Source organism: Neptunicoccus sediminis, assembly GCF_001719615.1.
GTDB classification, from domain to species: domain Bacteria; phylum Pseudomonadota; class Alphaproteobacteria; order Rhodobacterales; family Rhodobacteraceae; genus Amylibacter; species Amylibacter sediminis.
This window is the reverse complement of sequence record NZ_MDVX01000013.1, coordinates 103,443-122,936: the sequence shown is the minus strand read 5'-3', so window position 1 is coordinate 122,936 and position 19,494 is coordinate 103,443. Positions and strand designations below refer to the sequence as shown.

The following is a 19,494-nucleotide window of genomic DNA, read 5'->3' as shown; positions in this document are numbered from 1 at the left end:
GGTTCTACACTTTGCGACTCTCGCGGCTTATGGTCTAACTGCGTCAAACGAATAATATCCCGGAGTCTTTGTCATGGCAGATGCAATTGAATTCACCCTTGACGGTCAGGTGGTTCTGGCTGCGCCGGATGAAACAATCTGGGAGGTGGCAAAGCGGGAAGGGACCACGATCCCCCATCTCTGTCACTCCGGTGAAAAAGGCTATCGCGCGGATGGCAACTGCCGCGCCTGTATGGTGGAAGTGGATGGCGAACGCACGCTTGTGGCCTCTTGTATCCGCAAACCCGCTGAAGGCATGGTGGTCAAATCCCAATCCGCGCGGGCCAGTTCCGCCCGCAAAATGGTGATCGAGATGCTGATGGCGGATCAGCCGGAGCGCGAGATAGCCCATGACAAATCCTCCCATTTCTGGGATATGGCCGATCTTCAGAACGTCAGCGAGAGCCGCTTTCCCGCGCTTGAACCGGACCGGATTCCGCTGCTGGACGACAGCCATGTTGCGATGCGGGTCAATCTGGACGCCTGCATCCAGTGCAACCTGTGTGTGCGGGCCTGCCGTGAAGTGCAGGTAAACGATGTGATCGGCATGGCGGGGCGCGGTCACGACAGCCAGATCGTTTTTGATATGAACGATCCGATGGGGGACAGCACTTGTGTCGCCTGCGGGGAATGCGTGCAAGCCTGTCCGACAGGTGCGCTGATGCCCGCCACGGCGGTGGATGCGCAGCAGGTCGGGGACAGTCAGGATTTTGATCGTGAAGTGAAATCGGTCTGCCCCTTCTGTGGTGTCGGCTGCCAGATCAGTCTGAAAATCAAGGACGACAAGGTCGCTTGGGTGGACGGGATTGACGGCCCTGCCAATGAAGGGCGGCTATGTGTGAAGGGGCGTTTCGGGTTTGATTACATCCATCACGAACACCGTCTGACCAAACCCCTGATCCGGCGCGAGGATGCGCCGCCGAAGGGGTTGAACGTGCATCCCGATTCCATGTTCGATTTCTTCCGCGAGGCCACATGGGAAGAAGCCATGACCGTCGCTGCGGGCGGGCTGGCAAAGCTGCGGGACGAAAAAGGCGGCAAATCCATTGCCGGTTTCGGTTCTGCGAAATGTTCAAACGAGGAAGCCTATCTGTTCCAGAAACTGATCCGTCAGGGCTTTGGCCACAACAACGTCGATCACTGTACGCGGCTGTGTCATGCCTCCAGTGTGGCCGCGCTGATGGAAAACGTTGGGTCTGGCGCGGTATCGGCCACCTTTAACGAGATCGAGAACGCAGATGTGGCGATTGTGATCGGGGCCAACCCGATTGAAAACCATCCCGTAGCGGCCACTTATTTCAAACAGTTCACCAAACGGGGCGGCAAGCTGATCGTGATGGACCCGCGCGGTGTGGGGCTTGGCAAATACGCGACCCATCGGCTTAAATTCCGTCCGGGCACCGATGTGGCCATGCTGAACGCGATCATGCACACCATCGTAGAGGAAGAGCTTTACGACAAACAGTATATCGCCGCCTATACCGAGAACTGGGAGGCGCAAAAGGCCCATCTCAAGGACTTTCCACCAGAGAAAATGGCAGAACTCTGCGGCGTAGAGGCCGAGGAACTGAAAGAAGTGGCGCGGCTGTTTGCCGGTGCCAAAGCGGGGATGATTTTCTGGGGCATGGGGATTTCCCAGCATATACACGGTACGGACAATTCCCGCTGCCTGATCTCGCTTGCGCTGATGACAGGGCAGGTGGGACGGCCGGGTTCCGGCCTGCATCCCCTGCGCGGGCAAAACAACGTGCAAGGGGCCTCCGACGCGGGGATGATTCCGATGTTCCTGCCGGATTACCAGCCCGTTGGCGAGGACGGCGTGCGCTCTGCTTTTAACGAAATCTGGAATTCTGACGTTGATTTCGGCGCTGAAAAGGGCCTGACCGTGGTGGAAATCATGGATGCGATCCACGCCGGTGACATTCACGGCATGTATATTCTGGGGGAAAACCCCGCCATGTCCGATCCGGATGTGGAACATGCCCGCGACGCGCTCGCCAAGCTGGAGCATCTGGTGGTGCAGGATATTTTCCTGACCGAAACCGCGAACTATGCAGATGTGATCCTGCCCGCCAGTGCTTTTGCGGAAAAGACCGGCACAGTAACCAATACCAATCGTCAGGTGCAGATGGGCCGGCCTGCTTTGCCGCTTCCCGGGGAAGCACGCGAGGATTGGGCCATCACCACAGAACTGGCGCAACGGCTGGGGCTGGACTGGACCTACACCCACCCGCGCGAGATTTTTGCCGAGATGAAGATGGGCATGGCCTCGCTCGACAACATCACATGGGAGCGTCTCGAGAACGAGGCGGTGACCTATCCGTCCCTGTCCCCCACCGATCCGGGGCAGGCGATTGTTTTTGGCGACGGTTTCCCGCGCCCCGAAGGTCGCGCGAAATTTACCCCTGCCAGCATCATTCCGCCCGATGATGTGCCAGATGCGGAATACCCGATGATCCTGACCACCGGCCGGCAGTTGGAACACTGGCACACCGGTTCCATGACCCGCCGTGCATCGGTTCTGGATGCGGTGGAGCCGGAAGCGAACTGCTCTCTGCATCCCAAAACCCTGCGCAAAATGGGGGTAGAGCCGGGTGGCATGATCCGTCTGACCACCAAAAGGGGCACGATCGTCACAATGGCCCGCGCCGACCGCGCTGTGGCCGAGGATATGGTGTTCCTGCCCTTTGCCTATGTAGAGGCGGCGGCGAATATCCTGACAAACTCCGCGCTTGATCCCTATGGCAAAATTCCCGAGTTCAAATTCTCGGCCGTGCGGGTGGAGAAAGCGGAAGACGCCATCGCAGCGGAGTGATCTGCTGCGCGGCGGCTGGATTGAGTATTTTTGGAACATTGAAGCAGGGGGGCGGGCCAGTGTCCCCCGCGCATTTCCTTAAAAACTGAAAATAGGTTATGCTCTGTGTATTTTATACAGGAGCGTTTAATCATGATTAAGTTTAGATATGTCCTACTGGCGCTGGCTTTGGCGATGCCGCAGGTCGCTGCCGCTGAACCCTTCCTTGCCGCTTATTATGCCAATATCGCGAGGGTGGATTTCTATAACTCGCGTGGTGTCCCGCTTAGGGATGTCGGGGCGGTCGTCCAGCAGGATCGCGCCAATTTTCACCGCTTTGGCGTGCGGCAGTCCGGGGATGAGTACGATCCCTATTTCGGTGATCGTGCGATGCGGGCCCGTATTCCCGAACTGGTGCGTGCGGGTGGCGTGGACCGATACCTCAAACAATTGCTTGGACGCGGGTGGCAGGGTTACGATCAGGTCTGGCTTATCCAGATTTGCGGCACGCCCGGTCGAGTGACCCATCTGCGGATTGATCCGGCGGATGGTGATGGTTATTCAAATTGTTGATGACTGACAGATCGGATGCCCTTGCAGACATCTGCAAGGGCATCTGTGTGATGCGAAACAGCGTTACGATACGTTCACGAAATGGAGTTTTGTGAAGCGGGCGCGTAAGGCTCTGGTTTCGGGGGCGAGTGTATCCGGTGCGTTTGAGTGAAGCGCACGGGCGAGCAGGTCGGCCAGTTCGGGCGTGTCTTGTGGCGTGACGCCCCAGCGGACGATCTCGGGGGTGCCGATGCGCAGGCCGTTAAGGTCGCCTTCCAGTTCCGCGATCGGCAGGCCGATGCCGCAGGTCAGAAATCCGGCCTTGCGGAGTTTTTTGGCGGCGGTCTGGCCTCCGCCAAAGGTTGCGGCTTCTATGGCGAATTGATGGGATCGGGTAGCGCCCTTGTTTGCCTGAAACACCGGAATGTCCCGATCAGACAGGGCCTTTGCCAGCGCTTGCGCCACTGCGATCATCTGGGCGGCATAGGCTTTGCCGTGGTCGCGCCAGTCCAGCAGCGACATGGCGAGCGCGGCGGATTTTGACGCATCGAAGTTGGCTGTCATACCGGGAAAGGCGATGGCATCGAGTTTTTCCGCCAGTTCGGGATCGTTGCTGACGATCAGGCCGCCCGCTGGTCCGCCCAAGGATTTATAGGTGCTCATGGTCATCAGATGTGCGCCCTCTTCCAGCGGATCGGGCCAGGCCTGCCCCGCGATGATGCCGCACTGATGGGCCGCATCGAACAGCAGTTTAGCCCCGACCTCATCCGCGATGGCGCGGATTTCTGCGACCGGATGGGGAAAGAGGTTCAACGAACAGCCGATGGTGATCAGCTTGGGGCGGCAGTCCTGCGCCAGTTTGCGCAACCCGTCAAGATCCACGGTGTAGCCATCCGCATCTACCGGCGCGTGGCGCACGTTCAATCCGTAAAGCCCGGCACAGCCCGCCGCGTGGTGGGTGACATGGCCGCCGATACTGGCAGGCGGGGCGATGATAGTATCGCCGGGTTTGCAGGTGGCCATGAAGGCGTAAAGATTGGCGATGGCCCCCGACGGCACGCGGATTTCAGCGAATTTCGCGCGAAAAATCTCGGCGGCGAGTTCGGCGCAGATCACTTCGATCTCCTCTATCGCCTCTAGCCCCATTTCGTATTTGTCGCCCGGATAGCCAAGCGAAGGACGTTCGCCAATGCCGCTGCCAAGCAGGGCGGCGGCGCGGGGGTTGATCACATTGGTTGCGGGGTTAAGGTTAAAGCAGTCGGTTTCGTGGATCGTCCGGTTGTCCGTCGCCAGCGTGTTCAGTCGCGCAGCTATATCGCCCGAAGTGCTCGTGGCGGTGCGGGTGGCGATCTTTTGTACCAGCGTGTCAGAGTGGTCGGGCACCCAGTGCCTGTTGGTCAATGCGGTCATGGCGCTATCCTGTTTCGTATTTTCGCCAGAATGGGATCCGTTGCTTTCCTTTACAAATCAGAATTGCTATGGGATAGGCCTAGAAAAACTGGGTCTGCATCATGGCTGTCAATCCTCCCCGACCTTCACTGCCCTCGTTGAACGCATTGCGGGCGTTTGAATCCGCCGCGCGTCTTGGGGGATTCAAACAGGCCGCGGCAGAGTTGAATGTCTCGGCGGGGGCGGTGGCACAGCATGTTAAGGCTTTGGAAGGATGGTGCGGCGGGGCGCTGTTTGTGCGGCATGCCAAAGGGGTCAGCCTGTCGTCTCTGGGGCAGCAGGTGCTGCCGGAGTTTACCGCCGCCTTTGACGGGATCAGTGCGGCAAGCCAGCGGTTGCGCAGTCTGGCAGCGCCCAAGAGCCTGAATATTGCGACCCTGCCCAGTGTCGCGCAACTGTTGCTGGCGGAATGGATGCCGGAACTGCGCCGCGCTATTCCTGATGCGCGGATTTCCGTCACTGCAATGGAGACGCCGCCCAATCTGGCGCGAGAGCCGTTTGATCTGAGCATATTCTTCGGCGCGGCCGCAGAAGACGAGGGCGCGATCCTGCTGGCGGGGCCGGATCATCTGCTGCCGGTGTGTGCGCCGGCGCTGGCGCAGGATGTGACCGGATTTGATGACCTGATGGCGCTGCCCCATATTTCGGACCAGTTCTGGCCGGATGACTGGACACGCTGGGCGCAGGCAGCGTTTCCGGATCAGAGCTACAGCGGTACGGGGCCAAGTTATTCGCTCTATAGTGTGGCTGTGCGCGAAGCGGTGAACGGGGGCGGGGTCTTGATGGGGCATCAGACGCTGGTGGCGCCTTTGCTGGCGCGGGGCGAACTGGTACCGGTTCTGCCGGTAAAGGTGCCGCTTGCGTTGAACCTGACCCTGTGGCGCAGTCCGGTTCTGGCGCAGTCTTGCCTGCTTGATCAACTGGTGGCCCGGATCAGAGAGCTGGCGATGCGGGGCTAATTACTGCCACTGCACATCGCCCAGAAAGATATATCCGGCGCCATAGATCGTCTTGATCAGCTTGGGATTTTTCGGATCGTCCCGCAGTTTGGTGCGCAGGCGCGAGACGCGCACATCCATTGCGCGGTCAAAGCTGTCGCCGGCCTCGCCGCCCAGCAGTTCCTGCATTTGCGCACGGGTGATCAGACGGTTCGGAGATTCAAGAAACAGGCGCAGGACTTCGCCTTCTGCATGGCTGAAAGGGGTCGGCGCGCCGTCTTCGGATTGGAGCAGAAACTGGTCGAAATCCGCGGACCAGCCGGCAAAGCGGGCAATGCGGGACTTGGCGGCGGGCGCTGTGCGGCCGCGGCGCATTAGGGCGCGGGCGCGGGCGACCACCTCGGCGGGATCAAAGGGTTTGATGATATAATCATCTGCCCCCAGCTCCAGCCCCGTGATCTTGTCTTGCACCTGGTTGCGCCCCGAAATGATGATAATGGCGGCGCCCAGATTGGTGGCCAACCGATGCACCAGCGCCAGCCCGTCCTTATCCGGCAGGCCAAGATCCACCAGACAGATGTCCGGGTTCATTCCGGCCATTGCCGCTTCAAATTCCGTAGCCCGTCCGAAACCGGCGGTGCGAAATCCGGCGGCTTCAAGGGCGTCGGCCAGCATCAGGCGGATTTGCGGTTCATCGTCCAGAATTGTGACCAGCGGGGCGGATGGGGGGGTGCTCATGCCTGAACCTCGTCAAATTTTTCGGCCAGTTGCGCCGCAGTAAAAGGTTTGTTGACCAGCGGAAACTGGGCTTCGGCCTGTTGGCGGACGGGATCGTCGGCGGGAAGGCCCGTCATCATGATAACCGGAACATTAACCCCTGTATCCAGCAGCGCCCGCGCCATGTCGAGCCCTGTCATCCCCGCTCCGAGCATGATGTCCGAGAGAACGTGACTGATGCCCTGCACCTGAGACAGCGACAGGGCCTCTTCGGCATTGTCGGTTTCCAGCACCACATGCCCCATAGAGCGCAGCATTTCGCGGGTCTGGATGCGCAAGTCTTCCTTGTCTTCCACCAGTAGCACCATGCCAAGACCCGAGGTCAGCGAACCAAAGCGCAGCGGCAGTTGCACGGTCACTTCAGCACCGCCGCGGCTGCGGTTGCTGATCCGCACGCGCCCGCCGGAAAGCTGGGCGAAATCATAGACCATTGTCAGCCCCAGGCCGGAACCTTCAGAGGCTTTGGAGGTAAAGAACGGATCGAGCGCATTGTTTAACCCTTCGTCGGAAAAGCCGGGTCCGGTATCACGGACCTGAAATTCGATCCATGTGGTGCCGCGCAACCGGGCGGCGATAGAGATCGCGCCGCTGTTCCGACCGCTGCCCAGAATTGCATCCCGTGCATTCAGGACAAGGTTCAGCAACCCGTCCTGCATAAACCCCCGATCCAGCATGACAGGGCGGTCGATGCCCTCATTTTGCAAACTTAGCGTGATAGTTTCCGGCAGCGCAGCCTTGGCAAGCGCGAACAGATCGTCAAACAGCGCATCAAGCCGCACAGCCGAAACAGACAGCGCACGACGGCCCGACACATCCGAAAGCTTGTCCAGCAATGCCCCGCCCCGCAAGGCTGCCGCCTTGGTGGTGGCAATGGCTTCGGCGGCTGCGGGGGGCAAATTCCCCATACGTTCCAACTGTCCCTGAAGCCCGAGGATCACGGTCAGCAGATTGGCGAAATCATGGGCCAGCCCGCTGGTCAGTTGCGCGGCCAGTTCCCGTTTGCGGGTTTGTTGCAGCGCGGCACGGGCCTGTGCCTCGGCGGTGATGTCCATAGACAGCACATAAGCGCCAACGATATGGCCGTCTGGATCAATGTCGGGGGTAAAGGCAGCGCGCACGCGGCGGGTGCCTTCAAAAAGATCGAATTCACTGACATTGGCTTCGCCGCTCAGGGCTTTGTCAAACATCGGGTCGATCAGGCGGTGGGCATCCGGTCCCAACGCTTCTTTGGTGCTAAGCCCAATAATGTCACGGGGGGAGGCGCCGATCACTTCGAACAATTTGCGGTTGGAATAGGTGTAAATCTTGTTGCGATCCACGTGGGCGATATGGGCGGGGGTCATTTCCGCTGTGACGCGGGCGCGGGCCTCGGCGTCCATCAGGTCGCGCTTGGCCTCTTCCAGTGCGCTGTTGGTTGCGGCCAGCCTGCGGTTGGTTTCGGTCAGTTCCTCGGAGCGCGTGATCAGATCCGCCGAAAGCTTCTCGCCCTCAGAGCGCAACATCGCCTCTTGTCGCTTGATCTGGGTAATATCGGTATAGACCGTCACCCAGCCGCCGGTACGCAAGGGACTGCCCTCTACCGAAATCCAGTCCCCGTTGGCCCGCTGGCGCTCCATATAATGGGGTTCAAAATCCCGCGCCTGATCCACCCGCAACTGGACAAATTCGGCCACGTTATCCACCTGACCATATTCCCCGCGGGAGGCGAGATATTCGATGGTTTCGCGAAAGCGGGCGCCGGTTTCTACCAGATGGTCGGGCAGGCCGAACATCTCTTGAAAGCGGCGGTTTGACACCGCGAGTTTCAGATCCGCGTCGTAGATTGTCAGGGCCTGTCCGATCAGGTTCAGCCCCGAGCGCATCATCTGTGTGGTGGTTTGATCCGTCATGCCTATCGCTAGCAGAGCCGTAGCGCGGAAATCCAGCGAAGAATGGGCTTGTTACAATTTGATACAATCTAGCAAAATTTGAGAATAATTTTGACCGCAAGCATAGAGCAATCAATGATGAGGTGCGGGGAATCATGGACCCTGCGCACACGCTCGCCACATTCGGGAAACCGTGGAACGGGCAACTGGGAGGACATTCTGTGACATCTGGACCGACACCGACAGGTGAGCTCAATACGATTCCGCGCCTTCTGGCGCGAAATGCGTCTGTCTACGGCGACAAACCCGCCTACCGCGAAAAAGAATTTGGCATCTGGCAAAGCTGGAACTGGAAACAGGTTGCCGACGAAATCAACGCTCTGGCGCTGGGCCTGCTGGATATGGGGCTGGCCGAGGGGGATCACGTGGCCATTATCGGGCGCAACCGTCCCTATTTCTATTGGGCGATGGTTGCGGTTCAGTCCTGCGGTGCGGTGCCTGTGCCGCTGTATCGGGATGCCGTGGCCGAAGAGATGGCTTATGTGCTTGATCATTGTTCCGCCCGCTTTGTCATCGCGGAAGATCAGGAGCAGGTGGACAAGGTTCTGGAAGTGCAGGAAAGCCTGAACATGCTGGAGCAGGTCATCTATCTTGATCCGCGCGGGATGCGGAAATACGACCGCACCAAGCTGCACGACTACAAGGAAGTACAGGCCAAGGGCCGCGCAAGCGGTCTGCAGGCAGAGCTGGACGCCCGTCTGGCGACGCAGGATTTCGATACCACCTGCGTGATGCTGTATACGTCCGGAACGACCGGACGCCCCAAAGGGGTGGTTCTGTCCAACCGCAATATCGTGAAATCCGGTCAGGCCGCGTCGGAGTTCGACAATCTGAACGTGGATGACCGTGTGCTGGCCTATCTGCCGATGGCATGGGTCGGGGATTTTATCTTTACCGTGGGGCAGGGCTATTGGACCGGCTTTTGCGTAGCCTGTCCAGAAAGCCCCGAGACAATGCAGGCGGACCTGCGGGAAATCGGCCCGACCTATTTCTTTGCGCCGCCGCGCTATTTCGAAGGTCTGCTGACCAATGTGATGATCCGTATGGAAGATGCGTCACCGATGAAGCAGCGCATGTTCAAGAAATACATGGATTTCGCCCGCGAGGTCGGTCCGAAACTTCTGGACGGCAAGCCCGTGACTTTTGGCGAGCGGATGAAATACGCGCTGGGCAATATTCTGGTCTATGGCCCGCTGAAAAACACACTCGGGCTCAGCCGCACGCGGGTGGGCTATACCGCGGGGGAGGCTATCGGGCCGGAGATTTTCGACTTTTACCGCTCGCTCGGGATTAACCTCAAACAGCTTTACGGCCAGACAGAGGCTTCGGTCTTTGTGACCGTACAGCCGGACGGAGAGGTGCGTGCCGATACGGTAGGTGTGCCTGCACCGGGTGTAGAACTGAAGATTTCCGAAACCGGAGAGGTGTTCTACCGCTCTCCCGGTGCCTTTGTGGAATATTACAAGAATCCTGAAAGCACCGCTGACACCAAAGACCCCGAAGGCTGGGTAGCCACAGGGGACGCGGGCTTTATTGAGAAAGACAGCGGCCATCTGCGCATTATCGACCGCGCCAAAGACGTGGGCAAAATGGCAGACGGCAGCATGTTCGCGCCGAAATATGTTGAGAACAAGCTGAAGTTCTATCCCAATATTCTCGAAGCGGTGGTCTTTGGCAACAACCGCGAAAAGTGCTGTGCTTTCATCAATATCGACCTGTCATCGGTCGGCAACTGGGCCGAGCGGAACAACATTGCCTATTCCTCCTATCAGGAACTGGCAGGGCATCCGCAGGTGCTGGCCACGGTGCAGGAACACGTTGAGGCGGTGAATAAATCGGTTGCGGAAGACGAAATGCTGTCGGGCTGTCAGGTCCACCGCTTCTGTATTCTGCACAAGCAACTGGATGCGGATGACGGAGAGCTGACCCGCACCCAGAAAGTGCGCCGCCGCATCATCGAGGACAAGTTCAAGGACATCATCGACGCGCTTTATGACGGGTCGGAGAAAATCTCCACCGAGACCGAAGTGACATATGAAGACGGGCGCAAAGGCTCCATCAAGGCAACGCTGGAACTGCGGGATGCAAAAGTGTTCCCGACGGCTGCGCAAAGGATAGCAGCGGAATGACTATGGCAGAGACATACCAAACACCCGACGGCCGCACCATTGGCGGGCAGGTCATGGAAATGAAGAACATCACCCTGCGGTTTGGCGGCGTGAAGGCGATCACCGATATTTCTTTTGATATTCGCGAAGGTGAAATCCGCGCGATTATCGGCCCGAACGGGGCGGGGAAATCTTCCATGCTGAACGTGATGAACGGATTTTATCACCCGCAAGAAGGCGAGGTCTGGTTCCATGGCAAGAAGCGCGGCCCGATGAAGCCGCACCAGATTGCCAAGCAAGGCATCGCGCGAACTTTCCAGAACATCGCGCTGTTCAGCGGCATGTCCACGCTCGACAATATCATGACCGGACGTCTGACCCATATGAAAACCGGCATTCTGAAACAGGCGATGTGGTGGGGACCGGCGGAGAAGGAAGAAACCGAAAACCGCGAAGTGGTGGAGAAGGTGATCGACTTTCTGGAAATCCAGTCGATCCGCAAAACGCCGGTGGGCCGGTTGCCCTATGGTTTGCAAAAGCGGGTGGAACTGGGCCGTGCGCTGGCCGCCGAGCCCAAACTGCTGCTGCTGGATGAACCGATGGCAGGGATGAACGTCGAGGAAAAAGAGGACATGAGCCGCTTTATTCTGGACGTGAACGACGAATTTGGCACCACAATCGCCTTGATCGAACACGATATGGGCGTGGTGATGGACATCGCTGACCGTGTGGTGGTGATGGATTACGGCAAGAAGATCGGTGACGGTTCACCTGATGAAGTGCGCAACAATCAGGACGTGATTGATGCCTATCTGGGGGTGGCCCATGACTGATTATACGACAAGCAAAGACAAAGCGGAGACGATCCAATGAGCGCCGGTTTTTATTACGGGACAGAGGTTTTCCTCAACGGGTTGATGACGGGCGTGCTCTATTCGCTGGTGGCGCTCGGGTTTGTGCTGATCTTCAAGTCATCCGGAATTTTCAATTATGCCCAAGGGGTTATGGCACTGTTCGCCGCGCTGACCCTTGTGGGCTTGCAAGATGGACAGGTGCCTTTCGCCCATCTGATCAACTCGATCTTTGGCACACAGGTCCACCATTTCGGCTGGCATTTGCCGGCTCTGCTGGCAATCCTCCTGACAGCGGGTGTGATGGTGATCCTGGCCATTGTGGTGGAACGATATATCCTGCGCCATCTTGTGAACCAGCCCGATATTATCCTGTTCATGGCGACCATCGGGCTGGCCTATTTCATGGAAGGTTTCGGGGACCTGATGTGGGGCTCCGAGATCAAGAAACTGGACGTGGGTATCCCGCAGGGCGGCAACCTGTGGATCGAGGAAAACACCGCCTTCCTGGGGGGCGATGATTTCTACGGCTTCTATCTGGACAGTCTGGATATTGTGGCTGCGGTCTTTGCGGGGCTTCTGGTTCTGTCGCTGGTGTTGTTCTCTCAGTACACCAAAACCGGCCGCGCGTTGCGGGCTGTGGCGGATGACCATCAGGCGGCACTTTCGGTCGGGATTTCCCTGCGGTTCATCTGGGTCGTGGTCTGGTCCATCGCTGGTTTCATCGCGCTGGTCGCGGGGATCATGTGGGGTTCCAAATCAGGGGTGCAGTTCTCTTTGTCGCTGATCGCGCTCAAAGCGTTGCCGGTGCTGATGCTGGGCGGGTTCACATCCATCCCCGGAGCGATTGTCGGTGGTCTGATCATCGGTGTGGGGGAAAAGATGTTCGAATTCCTGATCGGTGCGCCTTTCCTTGGCGGCGCCACCGAGAACTGGTTCGCCTATATGCTCGCCCTCGTCTTTCTCGTCTTCCGGCCACAGGGTCTGTTCGGCGACAAGATCATCGAAAGGGTTTGACGATGCAGCTTTTCGCAAATGCCGGAGCCTCCGGCGGGGATATTTTTAGACAGAAGAAGACCGGTGGTCGCAGAATACAAAAGGGGCAGCGCTGATGTTTTATCGTGAAGCTGGTGATTTCAAGACGACGTATGCGGACGACAGCCAGACGTTCCCGATCAAGTTCGACCGCTACCGCTACTGGGCTGTTCTGGCCTTTGCCTTTCTGGTGGTGCCCTTCATCATCAACGACTACTGGCTGAATGCGGTGGTGTTGCCCTTCCTGATCTATTCGGTTGCGGCCATCGGGCTGAACATACTGACGGGGTACTGCGGACAGGTGAGCCTTGGCAGCGGCGGGTTTATGGCGGTGGGGGCCTATGCCTGCTACAAGTTCATGACCTCTTTTCCGGGGATGGATATATTCTCTGTTATCCTGCTGTCAGGGTTTGTGACGGCGGCGGTCGGCATTCTGTTCGGCCTGCCAAGCTTGCGGATCAAAGGCTTTTATCTGGCGGTGGCGACACTGGCGGCGCAGTTCTTTCTGGTCTGGCTGTTTAACAAGGTGCCGTGGTTCTACAACTATTCCGCCTCCGGCCAGATCAACGCGCCGGAACGGACGGTCTTTGGCTATGCGGTGACGGGCGCTGAAACCCATGCTTGGGCGGTTTATCTGGTGGCGCTGATCTTTGTTGTGGTGCTGGCGGTGATTGCGCGCAACCTGACCCGCGGGTCATTGGGGCGCAAATGGATGGCGATCCGCGATATGGACATCGCCGCCGAGATCATCGGGGTGAACCCGATGACTGCAAAACTGTCCGCCTTTGCCATCAGTTCCTTTTATGTCGGGGTCAGCGGGGCGATGTTCTTCGTGCTTTACCTTGGCGCTGTGGAAGTGGGTGAGGCTTTCGGGATCGGTAAATCCTTTATCATCCTGTTTATGGTGATCATCGGCGGGCTCGGGTCCATCTTCGGATCCTTCGCAGGCGCTGCCTTTATGGTGCTGATGCCGGTTCTGCTGAAAAACGTTATGGTCGGACAGCTTGGCTGGGCGACCGATCTGGCGGCCCATTTCGAATTTGTGATCGTGGGCGGGCTGATCATCGTGTTCCTTATTTTGGAACCGCATGGTCTGGCGCAATTGTGGCGTCTGGCCAAAGAGAAACTGAGACTTTGGCCTTTCCCGCACTAAGGCCAATTTTAATGCGCCCTTCAGGGGGTGTTCACTGTGTCAAAACCTTGGGAGGATAGAACACATGAAGTTTACGAAACTTGCAGCAGCAGCCGTGGCGGCTGTCATTACTGCGGCGCCGGTGATGGCGGATCTGGTGGTCCCGTCGCTGAGCTACCGCACCGGGCCTTACGCTGCCGGTGGCATTCCGTTTGCAGACGGATATGCGGATTATCTGACGCTGATCAACGAGCGTGACGGCGGTGTCGGTGGCGAGAAGATCACCATGCCGGAATGTGAAACCGGCTATAACACCGAAAAAGGTGTCGAGTGCTATGAGGCCACAAAAGGCGAAGGTGCGCTGGTGTATGAACCGCTGTCTACAGGTATCACCTACCAGCTGATCCCGAAAGCGACTGCGGATGACATTCCGGTTCACACGCTAGGGTACGGTCGTACATCGGCCAAGAACGGCGATGTGTTCAGCCATGTGTTCAACTATCCTGCGAACTACTGGGATGGCGCTTCCGGCATGATCAACTATCTGCTGGAAACCAACAACAATGACATCAACGGCAAAACCATTGCGCTGGTCTATCACAACTCTGCCTTCGGCAAGGAGCCGATTCGCACGTTGGAAGAACTGGGCAAGAAGCACGGCTTCAAACTGACTCTTCTGCCTGTTGACCACCCCGGTCAGGAACAGAAATCCCAGTGGCTGCAAATTCGCCGCGAAAAGCCCGACTATGTTCTGATGTGGGGCTGGGGCGTGATGAATCAGGTTGCGGTTCAGGAAGCAGCCAACGTGCGCTTTCCGATGGAAAACTTCATTGGCATCTGGTGGTCCGGTGCGGATCATGACGTTCTGCCTGCCGGTGCGGCTGCGGATGGCTACAAAGCTGTAACCTTCCACGGTGTTGGCAGCGACTTCCCTGTTTATGACGACATTCAGAAATATGTTGTTGATGCAGGCAAGGCTGCGGGGTCTGGCGATACAGTTGGTTCGGTTCTCTATAACCGTGGTCTTTATGCCGCGATGCTGGCTGTAGAGGCGATCAAGGATGCACAGGCGGCCACTGGCAAATCCGACATCACAGCGGGCGATCTGCGCGATGCGATGGAAGGTCTGGAAATCACCGAAGCGCGGATGGAAAGCCTTGGTCTGGGCGGTTTTGGCCCCGAGTTCAAAGTGACCTGTGAAAACCACGGCGGTGACGGTCTTGTGGGTGTTGCCCAGTGGGATGCCACAGCAAAAACATGGTCGCTGATTTCGGACTTCAAACCGACAGACGGCGAAGTGATTGATGCGCTGATCAAGGAAGATTCCGAAGCCTACGCCAAGGAAAACAACATCGAGTCCCGCTGCAACTAAGGCCGGACGAAGAACAATCACCGGGCGGAGTGTCCCGCCCGGTGGACCCAAATGCAAAAGCTTGGAAGTGAACGATGCTGGACGCTGGCAAAACCGAGACCCTGTTAGAGGTCAACAACATCGAAGTGATCTACAATCACGTCATCCTTGTCCTGAAAGGGGTGAGCCTGTCCGTACCAAAAGGCGGGATCACAGCGCTGCTTGGCGGGAATGGCGCGGGCAAGACCACGACGCTCAAGGCGATTTCCAACCTTCTGCATTCGGAGCGGGGTGAAGTGACCAAAGGGTCGATTCTCTACCGTGATGACCCTGTCGCTGATCTGTCCCCTGCCGAACTGGTGCGGCGTGGTGTTATTCAGGTGATGGAAGGGCGGCATTGTTTCGAGCATCTGACCGTTGAGGAAAACCTTCTGACCGGCAGCTATACCCGTAATATTTCGCGCGCACAGCTCGCGCAGGATCTGGATCTGGTCTACACCTATTTCCCGCGTCTGAAAGAGCGGCGCAAGTCGCAGGCGGGGTACACTTCGGGCGGGGAGCAACAAATGGTGGCCATTGGCCGCGCCCTGATGTCAAAGCCTGAAACTGTGTTGCTGGACGAGCCGTCAATGGGGCTGGCGCCGCAACTGGTGGAAGAGATTTTCGGTATTGTGAAGAGCCTTAACGAGCAAGAGGGCGTGTCCTTCCTGCTGGCAGAGCAGAATACCAACGTCGCGCTGCGATTTGCCCATTACGGGTATATTCTGGAAAGCGGTCGCGTGGTGATGGACGGTCCTGCTGCCGAGTTGCGGGAAAATCCGGACGTGAAGGAATTCTATCTCGGTATGTCGGATGACGGACGCAAATCCTTTCGCGATGTACGCAGCTACCGCCGCCGCAAACGCTGGCTCAGCTGATCGGACGCGCTGCGGCGTGACGGGGGATTGAGTATTTTAGGAACATTGAAGCCGCACCTTTCGGGTCGCGGGGTGGAAGAGGGCAGCCTGATGGCATTTTATGACGAGTTGGAAACACGCAGCGCAGACCAGCGGGCATCGGATCTGGCCAAGGCCCTTCCGAGCCAGATCGCACAGGCGCAGGCCAATGCCAAAGGCTACGGCGCGGCGCTGGCGGATGTGGATGCGGCGCAGGTGGTGGATATGGCTGCACTGGCCAAACTGCCAGTTCTGCGCAAATCCGATCTGGTGGCAGCGCAGAAATCGCGGCCGCCGTTTGGTGGCTATGCCGCGCACGGCGTTGCGGGGTTTGACCATGTATTTCAATCCCCCGGTCCGATCTATGAACCGGGTATGCGCGGGCGTGACTGGTGGCGCATGGGGCGCGGATTGTTTGCGGCGGGTGTGGGCAAAGGGGATGTGGTGCAGAACTGCTTTTCTTACCATCTGACCCCTGCGGGGATGATGTTTGAAAACGGGGCTGCGGCGGTGGGCGCAACTGTTTTGCCCGCAGGCACCGGCCAGACCGAATTGCAGGTACAAGCTGCGGCGGCGCTGGGGGTGACGGCTTATACCGGCACACCTGATTATTTGAAGGTGATCCTCGACAAAGCGGCTGAGACGGGCGTGGACCTGAGCCGTTTGAAAAAGGCCGTGGTCGGTGGCGGTGCCCTGTTCCCGAGCCTGCGGGCCGAATATGCGGATCGTGGCATCGCCTGTTTGCAGGGCTACGGCACGGCGGATCTGGGGTCTATCGCCTATGAGACGCCGGCGATGGAAGGGATGATTGTGGACGAAGGCGTGATCGTAGAGATCGTCACGCCGGGCACTGGCAACCCTGTGGCGGAAGGGGAGGTGGGCGAGGTGGTTGTGACCACGCTCAACCCCGATTACCCGCTGATCCGGTTTGCCACCGGCGACATGAGCGCGGTGCTGGCGGGGCAATCCCCCTGCGGGCGCACCAATAGGCGCATCAAGGGCTGGATGGGCCGTGCCGACCAGACGGCCAAGATCAAGGGGATGTTTGTGCGCCCCGAACAGGTGGCCGATCTGGTTGCACGGCATGACGAAGTCTCCAAGGTTCGTGTGGTTGTGGGCCGTGACGGGGAGTCCGACAGTATGACGGTGCTCTGCGAGGCGGAGAGCGGCGCGGATGCGGCACAGATAGAGGCTTCGGTGCGCGATGTGCTCAAACTGCGGGGGCGAGTGGCGTTACAAGCGCCCGGCAGCCTGCCAAACGATGGCAAGGTGATCGACGACCAGCGCAGCTATGACTGACGCCTGACCGCCCTTCAGGGTGACGTGGTGTCCGAATTGTCCGATGTCCCGACCGTTGTTATAGCGAAGGGAGAAACGTTGCAGGCGGGGGGTTCCGCTTGCCCAACAGATGGACACTGCCATGCCGGATACCCACCCTTTTGACCGCGCCACCGCTTTGACTGCCACAGACACTGGCGTCTGGAATGGTGCGCCTGCGCCGGATTATGCCAATATGGTCGGCTCTTTCGGCGGCGCAACTACGGCGACGGTCTTGAACGCCGTGCTAAGCGATACCCGCTGTCAGGGTGATCCTGTGTCTATGACCATCAACCTGCTGTCCGCGATGGGGACAGGCGGTTTTGAGATCGTTTCAAAGCTTTGTCGTACCGGAAAATACACCCAGCACTGGAGCCTTGAGCTGCTGCAGGAGGGGCGGATCTGTGCCACCGCAACTGTTGTCTGCGGCCAGCGCGCAGAGACCTTTGCCTATCAACCTGTGACCATGCCGGATGTTCCCACAGCCGAGTCTGTCGGGATGAGCGACGGGCGCGGGCCTTTGAAGTGGCTGGAGCGCTACCGCTTTGGTTTTGTGAAGGGCCTGCCGGACTGGACGGGCAAGCCGAAAGAGGAATTTGGCCAGACCCGCACCGAGGTTTGGGTCGGAGACAACCCGCCACGCCCGCTTGACTATCTGTCGCTGGCGGCCCTTGCGGACAGTTTCTTCCTGCGTCTTTTGCACGTGCGCGGCACCATGCAGCCGATGGGATCGGTGTCCATCACCACGCATTTTCTGGCGAATCAGGCGGATATAAAAGCGCAAGGCGCAGCGCCGGTTCTGGGGGTCGCGGATGCGATGCGGTTTCAGGGGAATTTCCACGACCAGCAGATGCAGCTCTGGTCTACGGACGGTAAGGTGCTGGCGACCGGTACGCAGCTTGTATGGTATCGCCAGTAGGCCCTAGGGGGCTGCGATACGCCTGACCATCTTCACAAAAGCAAAAGGCCGCAGCGAGTGCTGCGGCCTTTTGAATGACGTGTGTCAGAAACTTAACCCTGACGTGCTTTAAAGCGACGCTGGGTTTTGTTGATCACATATACGCGGCCCTTACGACGAACCACACGGCAATCCCGGTGGCGCGCTTTGAGCGAGCGGAGCGAGTTTTTGACCTTCATGGCCTTCTCCTTTTTCGCGGCGCGCGGGGAGGCGCCATTTTGTTTCGGTTATACCAGACCCCGAGGGGGGAATGGTGGGCGTAACTGGGATTGAACCAGTGACCCCTTCGATGTCAACGAAGTGCTCTCCCGCTGAGCTATACGCCCGAATCCAAGCATCTGTCGAAGCTGACAGAAATTCGTGTTCGCGGTCTATAGGCGGGTTCGCGGACGGGTTCAAGAGGTTTTGCATCTCAATTCGCGTAATGGTATCAGTTGTTAACAAGAGAGACCGCCATGACCCCTGTAGAATACCACCTGCATCTGCCCGAAACCATTACCTGCGGGACGGTTTTTTCCTCTCCGCACAGCGGGCGGGACTATCCGGCGGCGTTTTTGGAAGAATCAGTTCTGGATCCGGTCGCGATTCGCAGTTCGGAAGATGCTTTCGTGGATGATCTTTTCAGGGCGGCGACGGATTTCGGGGCGCCCCTGCTCTGTGCCTCTGCGCCGCGGGCCTATGTGGATCTAAATCGAGGTATCGAAGAACTGGACGCTGCGGCGATTGAGGGCGTCCGCGCCTCTAAGGGTAATCCCCGTGTTGCCTCGGGGCTGGGGGTGATTCCCCGTGTGGTGTCAGAAGGGCGTGCCCTGATCAGCGGCAAGATCACTATGGCGCAGGCTCAGACGCGGCTGGAGCGGTACTACACCCCTTATCATGCCCAGCTTGCAGATCTGCTGCGCACCGCCCGTGCGGCCTTTGGACAGGTTCTGCTGGTGGATTGCCATTCGATGCCCCATGAGGCCGTGGCCAATGTCTCGGGGGTGTTCGGACGCTCGCCGGATATTGTGCTCGGAGATCGGTTCGGCTCCTCCTGTGACAATCTCTTTGTGGAAGAGATCGAAAGCTTTTTGAAACAGGAAGGCTTTCGGGTGGCGCGGAACACGCCTTTTGCGGGGGCCTATATCGCGCAGGCTTACGGGCGGCCGAGTTCGGGGCAGCATTGTCTACAGATCGAGATCGACCGTTCGTTGTACCTGAACGAAAAGACTGTCACGAAAAGCGACCAGTTTGATGATGTGCGCAAAAGCCTGAGTAAAGTCGCGGCGCAGATTTGCGAGATGACCAGCTGGCCGATGCAGATGGCCGCCGAATAGCACGTCGGAGGAGG

Annotated in this window: 16 protein-coding genes and 1 tRNA gene; 12 read left to right on the top strand and 5 right to left on the bottom strand. The window is 58.5% G+C overall.

Annotated features, from left to right (window positions below; translation table 11 throughout):
* Positions 1 to 73 precede the first annotated feature (73 nt).
* Positions 74 to 2,854, top strand: coding sequence for a formate dehydrogenase subunit alpha (gene fdhF / locus BFV97_RS13995; RefSeq protein WP_069301011.1), 2,781 nt, complete (start codon positions 74 to 76; stop codon positions 2,852 to 2,854).
* 132 nt (positions 2,855 to 2,986) lie between these two features.
* Positions 2,987 to 3,406, top strand: a complete 420-nt coding sequence (locus tag BFV97_RS13990; protein ID WP_069301010.1) for a hypothetical protein — start codon at positions 2,987 to 2,989, stop codon at positions 3,404 to 3,406.
* 63 nt (positions 3,407 to 3,469) lie between these two features.
* Here BFV97_RS13990 and BFV97_RS13985 read toward each other — a convergent pair whose 3' ends face one another.
* Positions 3,470 to 4,795, bottom strand: a complete 1,326-nt coding sequence (locus BFV97_RS13985; RefSeq protein ID WP_069301009.1) for a serine hydroxymethyltransferase — start codon at positions 4,793 to 4,795, stop codon at positions 3,470 to 3,472.
* A 101-nt stretch (positions 4,796 to 4,896) separates the two neighbouring features.
* Here BFV97_RS13985 and BFV97_RS13980 point away from each other — a divergent pair, with 101 nt between their 5' ends.
* A complete protein-coding gene (locus BFV97_RS13980; protein ID WP_069301008.1) occupies positions 4,897 to 5,793 on the top strand; it encodes a LysR family transcriptional regulator in 897 nt (298 codons plus the stop codon).
* Here the strand turns inward: BFV97_RS13980 and BFV97_RS13975 are convergent, their stop codons facing one another.
* The gene (locus BFV97_RS13975; RefSeq protein WP_069301007.1) at positions 5,794 to 6,510 is read right to left on the bottom strand and encodes a response regulator transcription factor; all 717 of its coding nucleotides are present in this window, start codon (positions 6,508 to 6,510) and stop codon (positions 5,794 to 5,796) included.
* Positions 6,507 to 8,438, bottom strand: coding sequence for a PAS-domain containing protein (locus tag BFV97_RS13970; RefSeq protein ID WP_069301006.1), 1,932 nt, complete (start codon positions 8,436 to 8,438; stop codon positions 6,507 to 6,509). The genes BFV97_RS13975 and BFV97_RS13970 overlap by 4 nt, the downstream gene beginning before the upstream one ends.
* A gap of 134 nt (positions 8,439 to 8,572) precedes the next feature.
* Between BFV97_RS13970 and BFV97_RS13965 the strand changes: the two genes are divergently transcribed.
* From BFV97_RS13965 to BFV97_RS13930, 8 genes are all read left to right on the top strand, one after another.
* Positions 8,573 to 10,606, top strand: coding sequence for an AMP-binding protein (locus BFV97_RS13965; protein WP_083225652.1), 2,034 nt, complete (start codon positions 8,573 to 8,575; stop codon positions 10,604 to 10,606).
* A gap of 2 nt (positions 10,607 to 10,608) precedes the next feature.
* Entirely contained in the window at positions 10,609 to 11,418 is an 810-nt protein-coding gene (locus BFV97_RS13960; protein ID WP_172827920.1) for an ABC transporter ATP-binding protein, read from the top strand.
* 36 nt (positions 11,419 to 11,454) lie between these two features.
* Positions 11,455 to 12,453, top strand: a complete 999-nt coding sequence (locus tag BFV97_RS13955; RefSeq protein ID WP_069301004.1) for a branched-chain amino acid ABC transporter permease — start codon at positions 11,455 to 11,457, stop codon at positions 12,451 to 12,453.
* Positions 12,454 to 12,547: 94 nt separating this feature from the next.
* Positions 12,548 to 13,624, top strand: a complete 1,077-nt coding sequence (locus BFV97_RS13950) for a branched-chain amino acid ABC transporter permease (protein WP_069301003.1) — start codon at positions 12,548 to 12,550, stop codon at positions 13,622 to 13,624.
* A 64-nt stretch (positions 13,625 to 13,688) separates the two neighbouring features.
* Entirely contained in the window at positions 13,689 to 14,975 is a 1,287-nt protein-coding gene (locus tag BFV97_RS13945) for an ABC transporter substrate-binding protein (protein WP_069301002.1), read from the top strand.
* 74 nt (positions 14,976 to 15,049) lie between these two features.
* On the top strand, positions 15,050 to 15,871 hold the full coding sequence (locus BFV97_RS13940; protein WP_069301001.1) for an ABC transporter ATP-binding protein: 822 nt from the start codon (positions 15,050 to 15,052) through the stop codon (positions 15,869 to 15,871).
* A gap of 90 nt (positions 15,872 to 15,961) precedes the next feature.
* Positions 15,962 to 17,188: a phenylacetate--CoA ligase family protein gene (locus tag BFV97_RS13935; protein WP_069301000.1), complete on the top strand. Its 1,227-nt coding sequence runs from the start codon at positions 15,962 to 15,964 to the stop codon at positions 17,186 to 17,188.
* A gap of 121 nt (positions 17,189 to 17,309) precedes the next feature.
* Positions 17,310 to 18,125 (top strand): acyl-CoA thioesterase, encoded by an 816-nt coding sequence (locus tag BFV97_RS13930; RefSeq protein ID WP_157888330.1) that lies wholly within the window; start codon positions 17,310 to 17,312, stop codon positions 18,123 to 18,125.
* A 92-nt stretch (positions 18,126 to 18,217) separates the two neighbouring features.
* Here BFV97_RS13930 and ykgO read toward each other — a convergent pair whose 3' ends face one another.
* Together ykgO and BFV97_RS13920 are read right to left on the bottom strand one after the other, a co-directional pair.
* Entirely contained in the window at positions 18,218 to 18,343 is a 126-nt protein-coding gene (gene ykgO / locus BFV97_RS18455; protein ID WP_072746485.1) for a type B 50S ribosomal protein L36, read from the bottom strand.
* A 72-nt stretch (positions 18,344 to 18,415) separates the two neighbouring features.
* Positions 18,416 to 18,490, bottom strand: a tRNA-Val gene (locus BFV97_RS13920).
* Positions 18,491 to 18,619: 129 nt separating this feature from the next.
* Here BFV97_RS13920 and BFV97_RS13915 point away from each other — a divergent pair.
* Positions 18,620 to 19,480, top strand: a complete 861-nt coding sequence (locus BFV97_RS13915) for an N-formylglutamate amidohydrolase (protein WP_069300997.1) — start codon at positions 18,620 to 18,622, stop codon at positions 19,478 to 19,480.
* Positions 19,481 to 19,494: the final 14 nt, after the last annotated feature.